This is a genomic window from Pseudomonas asplenii (assembly GCF_001293465.1).
Taxonomy (GTDB): Bacteria; Pseudomonadota; Gammaproteobacteria; order Pseudomonadales; family Pseudomonadaceae; genus Aquipseudomonas; species Aquipseudomonas fuscovaginae_B.
On sequence record NZ_JSYZ01000049.1, the window covers coordinates 4,016 to 16,634 of the forward strand.

Sequence of the window (12,619 nt, forward strand, 5' to 3'; positions counted from 1 at the left end):
AACAATTTCGTACACAGCCTAATGGCGGTGCCAGACGCCTAGATCGATAGCTGCAGCATGCGGTCGCCCTGGACGTTCTCGCCGGGGCGGCGCTTGTTCACCGCCAGTTCGCCGATCCTGATCAGCCGGGTGCGGGTCACGTTGCGGCTCAGGCCCAGCAGGTTGGCGGTGTGCACCTGGTTGTAGTGGCTGAAGCGGTAGGCCGCGCGCAGCAGAGCATCCTCGACCTTTTCGTGGAGGGCGCCGGCCTGTTCCTCGAAGAGTTTCTGGAAGGCGCGCTCGAGCAGGGCTTCGGCCGAGTCGTCGGTGCCTGCGGCGTGGTCGTCCTGGCGCTCGATGCGCATGTTCGACAGGCGCAGGTCGTCGCGTTCGATCACGCCGTTACGGCAGATCAGCAGGGTGTGGTGGATGACGTTTTCCAGTTCGCGGATGTTGCCCGGCCAGCTGTAGCTCTTGAGCTTCTGCTCGGCCGCCGGGCTGATACGGATGTCGCCGTAGCCCAGACGCTGGCAGTAGGCATCGATGAAGTGCCGGGTCAGCGGCAGGATATCGCCGGGCCGTTCGCGCAGCGGGCTGAGTTCGAGGTTGACGACATCGAGGCGGTAGTAGAGGTCCTCGCGGAAATGCCCGGCGTTGATCGCCTTTTCCAGCTGGACGTTGGTCGCCGCCAGCACCCGCACGTTGATCGGGATGCTTTTGCGCGAGCCCAGGCGCACCACTTCGCGTTCCTGCAGGACCCGCAGCAGCTTGACCTGGATCGGCATCGGCAGGTCGCCGATCTCGTCGAGAAACAGCGTGCCACCGTCTGCTTCCTCGAACCAGCCCGCCTTGGCGCTGAGGGCGCCGGTAAAGGCGCCTTTTTCATGGCCGAACAGTTCGGCCTCGACCAGCGACTCGGAAAACGCCCCGCAGTTGACCGCGATGAACGGCCGGTTGCGACGGGCGCTGAGGTTGTGGATATGCCGGGCCACCAGTTCCTTGCCGGTGCCGGTTTCGCCAATGATCAGCACGCTGGCCTCGCTGGGCGCGACCTGGTGCAGATGGGCGAGCAGGGCCTGGGACTTGGGGTCTTCGAAGACCTGGGCGGTGGCGCGGATCGAGGTTGCCAGAGCCGGCGAGGGCGGTAGGGTTAGCAGCTGCATGGGCGTCTCTACGAGTAGAAGGTGGGGATGGGAAGTGTCTGGTTCAGGGCCCAGTCGCCCAGTTCCTGGAGCTTGTAGTCCAGCGGGTCGTGCAGGGTCTGGGTACGCAGGTTGCGCCAGTGGCGGTCCAGCCGCAGAGAGGCGTGGGTGGAGCGTGCACCGGTGACTTCAAACAGCCTGCTGCACAGTTCCAGACCCTGGCGGCTGGCGGCAACCTTGGCCGTGGCGATGGCGGTCGCCAGTTCGCCACGTTCCTCGGCACTGAGCTGCGGGCCCTTTTCCCAGGCCCGGTCGAGCCCTTCGGCGGCACGTTCGACCAGCAGCCGTACACCTTCGAGCGCAACCCAGAAGTCGCCGTAGTGGCTGAGGATGTACGGGTCCTTGCGGATGTCCCCGGCCCCGGACTTGAACCACGGCCGGGTCTCGGTGAGGGTATATTGCCGGGCTTCGGCGAAGGCGCCTTCGGCAATGCCGAGGAACATGTGGGTGAAGGTCAGTTGCGCGATCAGCGGCCGCAGGCAGGCGAAGGGCGTGCTCAGCGGGCCGGGTTCGAGCAGCAGTTCCGACTCTTCGACCCGCACCCGTTCGAAACTGGCGCTGCCGCTGTCGGTCTGGCGCTGGCCCATGTTGTGCCAGTCGTTGTGCAGGGTGATGCCGGAGCGGCCGCTGGGGATCGCGGCGATCAGCAGTTTGCCGCCGGCGCTTTCGTCGACGGCCGAGGCGATCAGCATTTCCGAGTCGCTGGCACCGGAGCAGAAGCTCTTCTTGCCGGAGAATTCGCGCCAGCCGCCGAGCTTGCGGACCACGGTGCGTGTGTCCAGCGGATTGAGGGCGTTGCCCCAGAACCAGTTCTTGCGGGCGGTCTGCTCGAACCACGGCTGCCATTGCTCGGGGCGCGAGAACAGCCGCACGGTGGCGAGCATCAGATGATGGAAACCGAAAACATGGGCGATGGAACTGTCGACCTTGGCGAATTCGCGCACCACATTGAGGGTTTCGCTCCAACTGGCGCCGAGGCCGCCGTATTGGGTGGGAATGCTCAGGGCCAGCAGGCCGCTGTTGCGCAGGGCGTCGCGCTGGGCTTTCGGCGTGCCGCCGCGCTCGTCGCGTTCGACGGCGGTTTCGGCAAACTCGGCGGCCAGCAGGCGGGCGGTCTGCAGGGGATCGGGAAGGAGGTTGTGTGGTTGAGCCGTCACGCGGTGTTCCTCTGTATAAGGCGGTGTCGAGGCTGTTGAGGGAGCGGCAGCGACCCTGTGGGAGCGGGCTTGCCCGCGAAGCCTTTGGCAGCCTCGAGGCCCAATTCGCGGGTACGCCCGCGCCCATGGATCACCGCCTTGCAGCCGTTGCCCCTCGTCAGGGCGATAGTCCCTTCTCCCGGCTGTCAGGCCCCGGCCTTGGCCGGCAACACATCGTTGGCGATCATTTCGCCGAAGGGGCCGGTCAGGTTGGTCACGCCACGGCCGGCCAGGCTGGCATAGGGCTCGGGCAGCAGCGGGAAAACCAGTTCGGCGAAGCGGTAGGCTTCCTCCAGGTGCGGGTAGCCGGAGAAGATGAAGCTCTCGATCCCCAGGTCCGCGTATTCCCTGATGCGCTCGGCCACCTGTTGCGCGTTGCCTACCAGTGCGGTACCGGCGCCACCGCGGACCAGGCCGACGCCGGCCCACAGGTTCGGCGAAATCTCCAGGTTGTCGCGGCGCCCGCCGTGCAGGGCGGCCATGCGCCGCTGGCCTTCGGAGTCGAAGCGGGCGAAGGATTGCTGCGCCGTGGCGATGGTCTCGTCGCTGATGTGTTCGATCAGCCGGTCGGCGGCTTTCCAGGCTTCTTCGGCGGTTTCGCGGACGATCACGTGCAGGCGGATGCCGAAGCGCACGGTGCGGCCCTTGCGTGCGGCACGCTCGCGGATGTCGGCCAGCTTGGCGGCCACGGCGGCCGGTGGTTCGCCCCAGGTCAGGTAGACGTCGACCTGGTCGGCGGCGAGATCGTGGGCCGCGTCCGAGGAGCCGCCGAAATACAGCGGTGGATAGGGCTTCTGCACCGGTGGGTAAAGTGCCTTGGCGTTCTGCACCTTCAGGTGCTTGCCTTCGAAGTCCACGGCTTCGCCCTGCAACACCCGCCGCCAGATTTTCAGGAATTCGTCGGTGACCTCGTAGCGTTCGCCGTGGCTGAGGAAACTGCCGTCGCCGCGGTTTTCGTCGGGGTCGCCACCGGTCACCACGTTGATCAGCAGGCGGCCGTTGGACAGCCGGTCGAGGGTCGCGGCCATGCGCGCCGAGACGGTCGGCGAGATGATGCCCGGGCGGATCGCCACCAGGTAGCGCAGGCGTTCCGTCAGTGGCACCAGCGCCGAGGCGATGACCCAGGAGTCTTCGCAGGAGCGGCCGGTGGGAATCAGCACGCCGTGGTAGCCGAGGCTGTCGGCGGCCTGGGCCACCTGTTTCAGGTAGTTGAGGGTGACCGGACGGGCGCCCTGGGTGGTGCCCAGGTAGTGACCGTCGCCGTGAGTGGGGAGAAACCAGAAGACATCCATGGCAAGTCCTTAAGCGGTTTTCAGCAGCTGCTTGGAATGGGCGCCGAACAACGGGACGGCGCGTTCTGCGGCAAGGCGGATGCGGGCCTTCAGGGGCTCGCTGGTGATCTGGTAGTTGGCGAAATCGGCTTCGCTGGCATAAACCCCGATGGGCAGGGTCAGGGCCTGGAAGAAGCTGAACAGCGGGCGTAACTGGTGATCGAGCACCAGGGCGTGGCGTTCGCTGCCGCCGGTGGCAGCCAGCAGCACCGGGGTGTCGATCAGGGCGTTGAGGTCCACCAGGTCGAACAGGTGCTTGAGCAGGCCCGGATAGGAACCGCGATAGACCGGCGAGGCGACGATCAGCAGGTCGGCGTTTTCGATGGCCTGCAACTGGGCTTCGACTTCGGCGCTCAGTTCGGCGCGCGACAGGGCCGAACCGAGGGGGCGGGCGATGTCGGTGAGTTCGATCAGGCGGCTTTCGATGTTCAGGTGCCGGGCCAGTTCGGCCAGCAGCGCCTGGGTCAGCACCAGGGTGCGCGAGGGACGATAGGGGCCGCCGGAGAGGGCAACGACTTTCAGTGTACGAGACATGGTCAGTTCCTTTTCAAACAGTTGCTTGGCGAGCAGGTTCGGTGCCCGGGCTTTTGGTGAGAGGGCTTGAGCAAGACCTGTACCAAGCACCCGAGCCCCGAATCCACGGGCTTGCGCCTCGTCCGGCGATGGGCCGGGTGCTGGCTGGCGGGCTGTTTTGTTGATCGACTGTTGGCTGGCGAACAGTTGCCCAGGCAACATCGATCAAACGCTTGGAGCCGTTGTACGGGGTTTCTGATATTCCGTAAATGAACGTATTTCCATATTTATAGTTCTTTATGGAATATGGGTGGTTTCGGTGGCAACGGGGGGGCGATCGATCGATAGCGACTATCGAGAGCGGTGATTTCTGCTGCCGGGGGGGCCCCGGTAGCCTGTGTCCATCCACTCAAATCGGGCATTCGGGAGTCACCTCATGAAACACACACCTGCGGTTCTGCTGCTTCTGTTGCTGTCGGTCCTGGCCGGTTGCGCCAGCCATCCGTCCCCTGAACTGCGGCCCTATACCGCCGAGGAAACCCGGGAACTGGCGATGGAGGCGTTGAACCGTCGCGGGCTGTCCTTCGAGGAATACCAGCGCAAGAAAGCCGAGCTGCTGGGCCAGCCACAGCAGGTCTATGGTTTTGATGAGAAGGCCGAGATCAGTGCCGATCGCGGCAGTAACAGACAGGTCAACAGGGGATGAAGGTAAAAACTGTACGGGTCGAAGTTTTCGTCAGCTGTGCCTGAGCTTCTCCGGGTCGCTGGGATAGGGTGAGCGCCTCACTGATACGCTTGCCGGATGCCCGCCATGACCCTTTCGCTCGACCTCCTGCTGGGTTTTGCCCTGTTCGCCCTGGTGACTTCCGTGACGCCCGGTCCCAACAACACCCTGTTGCTGGCCTCCGGGGTGAACTTCGGTTTCAACCGCTCCATTCCCCATATCCTGGGCATCTCCAGCGGTTTCTTCGTGCTGGTTCTGGCCGTGGGGCTCGGCCTGGGGGCGGTGTTCGAGGCCTATCCGGCGCTCTATACCGCCTTGCGCTACATCGGCGGTGCCTACCTGTTGTATCTCGCCTGGAAAATCGCCGGCTCGGGGCCGGTCTCCGAAACCGACCAGGGACAGGGCAGGCCGTTCGGCTTCTGGAATGCCGCGGCGTTCCAGTGGGTCAACCCCAAGGCCTGGGTGATGGCAATCGGTGCGATCAGCACCTACACGCCGCTGCAGGGCTATTTCAGCAACGTGCTGGTGATCGCCGCCGTGTTCGCCTTGATCAATGCCCCCAGCGTCAGCCTCTGGGCCGCCTGCGGCAGTCTGCTGCGCAATGTGCTGCGCGAGCCCCGCTGGTTGCGGCTGTTCAACGTGGCCATGGCGCTGTTGCTGGTGATTTCCCTGTACCCGCTGGCGCATGAGAGTGTGCAGCAACTGTTGCACTGAGCCTTCGATGGAGCAGGGGCGACTGGTGCTCGCAACACCTTTCCCGGCCCTGTAAGCTGGATTCCAGGAGCGTTCCTACGCACTTTGCATGAAAGTCATCTTTCCTTGATCGTTTTCCATCGGGTACAGCTGTTCGTTCAACTCTCGGTTGACTGCAGTGAGAGATCGATCCGCGGGACACGCTTTGTGAGTCTTTTGCCATGAATCAACTTCCCTTGTATTTCGACTACGCCGCCACGACACCGGTGGACGAGCGGGTCATTCAGGTCATGGTCGAGTGTCTGGGCTTTTCCGGCAACTTCGGCAACCCGGCCTCCAGCTCCCACGCCTTTGGCCAGCGCGCCCGGCAGACGGTCGAGCAGGCCCGGCAACAGGTGGCGACCCTGGTGGGCGCCAGCGCCGAGCAGATCGTCTGGACCTCCGGTGCCACCGAATCGAACAACCTGGCCCTCAAGGGTGTTGCCCAGGCCCGTGGCGCGAGCGGCGGGCACCTGGTCACCAGCCGGATCGAACACAAGGCGGTCCTCGACACCGCCCGCCAACTGGAGGAAAGCGGGGTCGAGGTGACCTGGCTGGAGCCGGACGCCGAAGGGCTGATCACCGCGCAGAGGGTCGCCGAAGCGCTGCGCGAGGACACCTTCCTGGTGTCGCTGATGCTGGTGAACAACGAACTGGGTACGCTCAACGACATCCGCGCCATCGGTCAGCGGGTTCGCGAACAGGGAGCGCTGTTCCATGTGGACGCCGCCCAGGGCGCCGGCAAGGTGGCCATCGACCTGGGCGAGTTGCCGGTGGACCTGATGTCGTTCTCGGCGCACAAGCTGTACGGACCCAAGGGCATCGGCGCGTTGTATGTCGGGGCGCGCGCCCGGCAGCGCCTGCATGCGCAGATCCATGGTGGCGGCCATGAAGGTGGCCTGCGCTCGGGGACCCTGGCGACCCACCAGATCGCCGGCATGGGCAGCGCCTTTGCGCTGGCGACCGAGGCCTTCGAAGAAGAGGCGGCGCTGATCCGTGCGCTGCGCCAGCGTCTGCTGGACCAGTTGGCGGATATCCCGGGCCTGCGCCTGAACGGCAGTGCGCAGCAGCGTATTCCCCATACCCTGAGCCTGACCTTCGCCAAGGGTCGGTTCAATGGCGCGCAACTCAGCCAGTCGCTGGCCTATTCGGCCACCTCGGCGTGCAATTCGGCGAGCAATGCGCCGTCCCACGTGTTGCTGGCGCTGGGTCACGATGCCGATTCCGCGGCGCGTACCATCCGGCTCAGCCTCGGACGTTTCACCACCGAGCAGGACATCGACCGGGCGGCCGCGGCAATCAAGGCCTGCGCCAGTGCCGCGGTGCCATTTTGGGCAGTTGCCCCGTCGTGACGGCTGATCCATCATCAGCGCCGCACAACAATCAAACCCGTGAGTAGCAGGAGACATGATGAGCACGCAGACCTCGAGTCAGGGAACCGTACCCCAGCGCCTGGCGCACACCCGCGAGCTGATGAAGCGCGAGGGTATCCACGCCTTGCTGGTGCCATCGGCCGATCCGCACCTGTCGGAGTACCTGCCGGCCTACTGGCAGGGCCGGCAGTGGTTGTCGGGCTTTCATGGCTCGGTCGGTACCCTGATCGTCACGGCGGAGTTTGCCGGAGTCTGGGCTGACAGCCGTTACTGGGAGCAGGCGACCAAGGAACTGGGCGGCAGCGGTATCGAGCTGGTCAAGCTGCAGCCGGGGCAACCCGGGCCGCTGGAGTGGCTGGCCGAGCAGACGCCGGCCGGCGGCGTGGTCGCGGTGGACGGCGCGGTGATGGCGCTGGCTTCGGCGCGTACCCTGGGAGAGAAGCTGCAAGCCCGTGGTGCGCGCCTGCGTACCGACATCGATCTGCTGCAACAGGTCTGGGAAGACCGTCCGGTGCTGCCGAGCCAGCCGGTCTACGAGCACCTGCCGCCGCAGGCGACGGTCAGCCGTGGCGAGAAACTGGCGCAACTGCGCGAAGAACTGAAGAGTCGCGGCGCCGACTGGCATTTCATCGCGACCCTGGACGACATCGCCTGGCTGTTCAACCTGCGTGGTGCCGATGTGTCGTTCAACCCGGTGTTCGTCTCCTTCGCCCTGGTCAACCAGCAGCAGGCCACGCTGTTCGTGGCGCTGGACAAGGTCAGCGCCGAGCTGGTGCAGATCCTCAAGCGCGATGGCGTGAGCCTGCGTGACTATGCCGAAATTGGCGCGGCCCTGGCGGCCGTGCCGGCCGGTTCGAGCCTGCTGGTCGATCCTGCCCGGGTCACCAGTGGCCTGCTGGACAACCTGGGCGCCGAAGTAAGTCTGGTGGAAGGGTTGAACCCGACCACCCTGGCCAAGTCGCGCAAGAGCCTGGAGGACGCGGTGCATATCCGCCAGGCGATGGAGCAGGATGGCGCGGCCCTGTGCGAGTTCTTCGCCTGGCTGGAAACCGCGCTGGGTCGCGAGCGGATCACCGAACTGACCATCGACGAGAAGCTGACGGCTGCCCGGGCCCGTCGTCCTGGTTATGTGTCCCTGAGCTTCAGCACCATCGCCGCCTTCAATGCCAATGGCGCGATGCCGCACTACCATGCGACCGAGCAGGAGCATGCAGTGATCGAAGGCGACGGCCTGTTGCTGATCGACTCCGGTGGCCAGTACCTGGGCGGCACCACCGACATCACCCGGATGGTCCCGGTGGGCACGCCGAGCGCCGAGCAGAAAGCTGACTGCACGCGAGTGCTCAAGGGTGTGATCGCCTTGTCCCGGGCACGTTTCCCCCGCGGCATTCTTTCGCCGTTGCTCGATGCCATCGCCCGCGCGCCGATCTGGGCGGACAACGTCAACTACGGGCATGGCACCGGCCATGGCGTGGGTTACTTCCTCAATGTTCACGAGGGGCCGCAGGTGATCGCCTACCAGGCGGTGGCGGCGCCACAGACGGCGATGCAGCCGGGGATGATCACCTCGATCGAACCGGGCACCTATCGCCCGGGCCGTTGGGGGGTGCGTATCGAGAACCTGGCGATGAACCGTGAGGCAGGCGAGAGCGAGTTCGGCGAGTTCCTGCGCTTCGAAACCCTGACCCTGTGTCCGATCGATACCCGTTGCCTGGAGCCGGCGTTGCTGACGCAGGAGGAGCGCGACTGGTTCAACGGCTACCATGCCGAGGTGCGTGAGCGGCTGAGTCCGCTGCTCAGCGGTGCGGCGCTGGAGTGGTTGAATACCCGTACTGCGGCAATCTGATCTTCAGGGCCCTTTCGCGGGCCAGCCCGCCCCTGCAGGGGAACAGCGCTATACGCAGAATCAGCATGCGATACGTTCCTGTAGGAGCCGGGCTTGTCGGCGAAAACGATCTGGCAGGTGGCATCTGTGCTGCCTGACACTCCTGCCGGTCAGGCCAACGCTTCCCGGACGAATTCCAGACGGTCCTGCCCGAAAAACAACTGTTCGCCGACAAACATGCTCGGCGCACCGAACACCCCGCGCTGCAGGGCCTGCTCGGTCTTCTCCTTCAGTACGGCCTTGACCTGCTCATCCTGGGTCAGCGCAATGATCGGTTGCGGGTCGAAGGCATTCTCGACCAGCACCTGCGCAACCGTAGCCGGATCATTCATGTTGCGCCCATCGACCCACAGTGCGCGATACAACGCATCGACGAATTCGACGAAACGCTGGGGCTGGTGCAATTGTACGCCGGTGGTCGCACGCATCAGCAGCAATGTATTGACCGGGAAGTGCGGGTTGAAGCGAAAGGGGACGCCGTAGCGTTGGGCGTAGCGGGCCAGGTCCTGGATCATGTAGCGCCCCTTGGCCGGAATCTCGGCGGGCGAGGCATTGCCCGTGGCCTTGAACACGCCGCCCAGCAGCATCGGCTGGTAGACCAGTCGGGCGTCGGCCTGGGCACAGATTCCGGGCAGTTGGGTGTAGGCCAGATAGGAGGCAGGGCTGCCCAGATCGAAATAGAACTCGACGTTTTTTTTCATGGATGAAGCATCCTTGTTGTTGTCGTGGGGATGAGCTTACCAGCGTTCGTTCCAGGGCCGCAGGTCGAGTTCGAAGGTCCAGGCGTCCCGCGGCTGGTTGTGCAGGTACCAGTAGTTCTCGGCGATATGGGCCGGGTCGAGGATGCCATCCTGGTCCTTGAGGGCGTACTTTTCCGGAAAGCTGGTGCGGATGAAGTCGGTGTCGATGGCGCCATCGACCACCACATGGGCGACATGGATGTTCAGTGGCCCCAGTTCCCGCGCCATGCTCTGGGCCAGGGCGCGGATCCCGTGCTTGGCGCCGGCGAATGCGGCGAACCCGGCGGCTCCGCGCAGCCCGGCGGTAGCACCGGTGAACAGGATGGTGCCGCGCTGGCGGGTGACCATGCGTCTGGCGACCTCGCGGGCATTGAGGAAGCCGGAGAAGCAGGCCATTTCCCATATCTTGAAATACTTGCGGGCGGTTTCCTCAAGGATGCTGCATGGCACGTTGGCGCCGATATTGAAGACGAAGGCTTCGATCGGACCGATCTGGTTTTCGATCTGCTCGATCAAGGCAACCACCTCTTCTTCCTTGCGTGCATCACAGGCAAAACCATGGGCCTCGCCACCGGCCTGACGGATGCCTTCGACCAGAGGTTGCAGCTTGTCGGCGCTGCGCCGTGTCACGCAGGCGACCAGGCCTTCGGCGGCGAAGCGTCGGGCTATGGCTCCGCCAGTGGCGTCGCCGGCACCGACGACCAATACGACTTTCTTGTGGTTGTTTGCAGTAGTCATGGTCAGCATCGCTCTTTTAGTAAACTATCGTTAACTAAACGAACGTTATGCTACGATTCGACCAGCGTCAAGGTCGTGAACAGGAACAGCACCATGCGTTACTCGCTCAGTCACAAGCAGGAAACCCGCGAGCGTCTGCTGGAAAGCAGTGCGGCTTCGGCGAAAAAATCAGGCTTTGCCACCATCGGGGTGGATGGCCTGATGAAAGCCATCGGTCTTAGCGGTGGGGCGTTTTATGGGCATTTTTCGTCGAAGGACGAGTTGTTCGGGGCGATTGTCGAACGGGAGTTGAGCCGCAGCGTGGCGCGCTTGGGTGGAGAAGGGGAGCCGGATCCTGCTCAGTTGGAACGATGCCTGAGGTTGTACCTGAGCATGAGCCATGTCGAACAGGCGCAGAGTGGCTGTGCGTTGCCGGCGTTGGGTGCGGAGATTGCCCGGGCCGACGTGGCTGTGCGTGAGCGGGCCGAGGCCTGGATGTGTCGGCTGCAACAGCGCTGGGCGCAGGCGCTGGGCAGCGAGAGTCAGGCCTGGTCGATCCTGTCCCAGTGCGTGGGGGCGCTGGTGGTGGCGCGCATGATGTCGACGCCGGAGCTTCAGCAGCAGGTGCTGAAGTCGAGTCGCGACGAAATCGGTCGCCAGATCGGTCAGCCGTCCGCGTAGTGGCGGCTTTGGCCTACTTGCAGATGATGATCATGCTGCGACTGGTATAACCGGCCGGGTTCAGGCCGAAAGGATAGTCGCCGGGATCCTCGACGGCGTCACCGGACTTGGCGAGTATCTTGTAGCCCTTGTCGCTGCAGGAATTGGCGGCCTTGGTGTAGCACTTGTCCCAGGAGGACGTCAGCCCCGAACAGTTGATGTGCAGCCCCCGCTTGCCGTGCTTGATGGGTTTGGAGGTCGCGGCACAACCGGCGACGGCGAGTACTGCCAAGACAATCAAAAAACGCTTCATTACTGTCCTTAATCTCCAGCCCCCGGATCAAACAGCCCGAGTTTGGCTTCTTTCGTGCCCACCTGTTTCTTCCTTGAGCGCCCCGTCCGAATTTATCAAGGCTGGCATTGAGTTAGGCGTAAACATGTCTTATTTGCGCGACAAATGCCAGAGTAACGTCACGTGTTGTATCAATCAGTCGCGATTGCCGGCTTGGGTTCGCTGCGCATGGTCAGCGTCGCACCTATGGAAGCGCAGATAATGCAGGCGATCGCCAGCCACTGCGCCAGGGACAGGTATTCGCCGAGAAACAGCAGGCCGGACAGGGCGCCGAAGGCCGGTTCGATGCTCATCAGGGTACCGAAAGTGCGGGCCGGGATACGGGTCAGGGCGACCATCTCCAGGCTGTAGGGCAGGGCGGTGGAGAGGACGGCGACGCCGAGGGCGGCAGGAATCAGCGCCGGGCTCAGCAGGGCTGTGCCGGCGTGGGCGATGCCGACGGGGGCGACGACCAGGGCGGCGATCATCACGCCCAGTGCGGCGGTCTGGACACCATTGTCCGCGCCGGCCTTCTGGCCGAAAAGAATATAGAGGGCCCAGCAGGCTCCGGCGCCCAGCGCGTAGAGCGCGCCGACCAGATCGATGCTGGTGCTGGTGCCCGAGGTCGGAATCAACAGCAGCAGGCCGGTGACTGCCAGGCCGATCCACAGGAAGTCGATGGCCCGGCGTGACGCGTAGAGCGCCACGGCCAGTGGCCCGGTGAACTCCAGGGCGACTGCGATTCCCAGGGGCACGGTTCTCAGTGCCATATAGAAGAGCAGGTTCATGCCACCCAGGGCGACCCCGTAGATGGCCACCGTGCCGAGGGACCTGGCGGTGAGTGTCGCCCGCCATGGGCGCAGGATCAGCAGCATGATCACGCTGGCGAAGATCAGGCGCAGGGTAGTGGTGCCCTGGGCGCCGACCACCGGGAACATGCTTTTGGCCAGGGAGGCCCCGGATTGAATGGAGGCCATTGCGATGATCAGCAGGGCCACGGGGAAGATTGTCGTGGCCAGGCTGCGGGATTGCTGGGTCATGAGGTGGATGTCCGGAGCATATAGATAGGAAGGGATGCACGGGTATGATGCTGAACAAAGGATGATTGAGCAATATATTGCTCAAATGTGTTGGCCTATTGTTTGTATTGGCGTGGTGGGAGCCGGCTTCCACAGGGGAAGGGTGTGAATCCATGTCTCTGATTTTCATGATAAAAATCTGAAAATAACGGTTGAC

Annotated in this window: 13 protein-coding genes; 5 read left to right on the forward strand and 8 right to left on the reverse strand. The window is 64.0% G+C overall.

Going from position 1 to position 12,619, the window contains the following annotated elements:
- Positions 1-38: 38 nt before the first annotated feature.
- From PF66_RS31025 to msuE, 4 genes are all read right to left on the reverse strand, one after another.
- Positions 39-1,142, reverse strand: a complete 1,104-nt coding sequence (locus PF66_RS31025; protein WP_054064820.1) for a sigma-54 interaction domain-containing protein — start codon at positions 1,140-1,142, stop codon at positions 39-41.
- A gap of 8 nt (positions 1,143-1,150) precedes the next feature.
- The gene (locus PF66_RS31030) at positions 1,151-2,338 is read right to left on the reverse strand and encodes an acyl-CoA dehydrogenase family protein (RefSeq protein ID WP_054059909.1); all 1,188 of its coding nucleotides are present in this window, start codon (positions 2,336-2,338) and stop codon (positions 1,151-1,153) included.
- Between the two features lie 185 nt (positions 2,339-2,523).
- Complete coding sequence (gene ssuD, locus PF66_RS31035; protein ID WP_054064821.1) at positions 2,524-3,669, reverse strand: FMNH2-dependent alkanesulfonate monooxygenase; 1,146 nt, start codon at positions 3,667-3,669, stop codon at positions 2,524-2,526.
- A gap of 9 nt (positions 3,670-3,678) precedes the next feature.
- Positions 3,679-4,242: an FMN reductase gene (gene msuE, locus PF66_RS31040; protein WP_054056394.1), complete on the reverse strand. Its 564-nt coding sequence runs from the start codon at positions 4,240-4,242 to the stop codon at positions 3,679-3,681.
- Positions 4,243-4,657: 415 nt separating this feature from the next.
- Between msuE and PF66_RS31045 the strand changes: the two genes are divergently transcribed.
- The 4 genes from PF66_RS31045 (at position 4,658) to PF66_RS31060 (ending at position 8,896) form a co-directional block, all read left to right on the forward strand.
- On the forward strand, positions 4,658-4,927 hold the full coding sequence (locus PF66_RS31045; protein ID WP_054056393.1) for a hypothetical protein: 270 nt from the start codon (positions 4,658-4,660) through the stop codon (positions 4,925-4,927).
- Between the two features lie 105 nt (positions 4,928-5,032).
- Complete coding sequence (locus PF66_RS31050; protein ID WP_054064822.1) at positions 5,033-5,659, forward strand: LysE family translocator; 627 nt, start codon at positions 5,033-5,035, stop codon at positions 5,657-5,659.
- 200 nt (positions 5,660-5,859) lie between these two features.
- Positions 5,860-7,029, forward strand: coding sequence for an aminotransferase class V-fold PLP-dependent enzyme (locus PF66_RS31055; RefSeq protein WP_054056391.1), 1,170 nt, complete (start codon positions 5,860-5,862; stop codon positions 7,027-7,029).
- A gap of 58 nt (positions 7,030-7,087) precedes the next feature.
- Positions 7,088-8,896 carry an aminopeptidase P family protein gene (locus PF66_RS31060; RefSeq protein WP_054064823.1) on the forward strand — a complete coding sequence of 603 codons (1,809 nt, stop codon included), beginning with the start codon at positions 7,088-7,090 and terminating at the stop codon, positions 8,894-8,896.
- A gap of 149 nt (positions 8,897-9,045) precedes the next feature.
- On the opposite strand, the gene PF66_RS31065 is transcribed toward PF66_RS31060, so the two are convergent.
- Together PF66_RS31065 and PF66_RS31070 are read right to left on the reverse strand one after the other, a co-directional pair.
- Positions 9,046-9,636 (reverse strand): 2-hydroxychromene-2-carboxylate isomerase, encoded by a 591-nt coding sequence (locus PF66_RS31065; protein ID WP_054056389.1) that lies wholly within the window; start codon positions 9,634-9,636, stop codon positions 9,046-9,048.
- Between the two features lie 36 nt (positions 9,637-9,672).
- Positions 9,673-10,413 (reverse strand): SDR family oxidoreductase, encoded by a 741-nt coding sequence (locus PF66_RS31070; protein ID WP_054056395.1) that lies wholly within the window; start codon positions 10,411-10,413, stop codon positions 9,673-9,675.
- Between the two features lie 93 nt (positions 10,414-10,506).
- Here PF66_RS31070 and PF66_RS31075 point away from each other — a divergent pair, with 93 nt between their 5' ends.
- The gene (locus PF66_RS31075) at positions 10,507-11,073 is read left to right on the forward strand and encodes a TetR/AcrR family transcriptional regulator (protein WP_054056388.1); all 567 of its coding nucleotides are present in this window, start codon (positions 10,507-10,509) and stop codon (positions 11,071-11,073) included.
- A gap of 13 nt (positions 11,074-11,086) precedes the next feature.
- Here the strand turns inward: PF66_RS31075 and PF66_RS31080 are convergent, their stop codons facing one another.
- Both PF66_RS31080 and rhtA read right to left on the reverse strand, forming a co-directional pair.
- The gene (locus PF66_RS31080; RefSeq protein ID WP_054056387.1) at positions 11,087-11,365 is read right to left on the reverse strand and encodes a hypothetical protein; all 279 of its coding nucleotides are present in this window, start codon (positions 11,363-11,365) and stop codon (positions 11,087-11,089) included.
- A gap of 170 nt (positions 11,366-11,535) precedes the next feature.
- The gene (rhtA, locus tag PF66_RS31085) at positions 11,536-12,423 is read right to left on the reverse strand and encodes a threonine/homoserine exporter RhtA (protein WP_054056386.1); all 888 of its coding nucleotides are present in this window, start codon (positions 12,421-12,423) and stop codon (positions 11,536-11,538) included.
- Positions 12,424-12,619 lie beyond the last annotated feature (196 nt).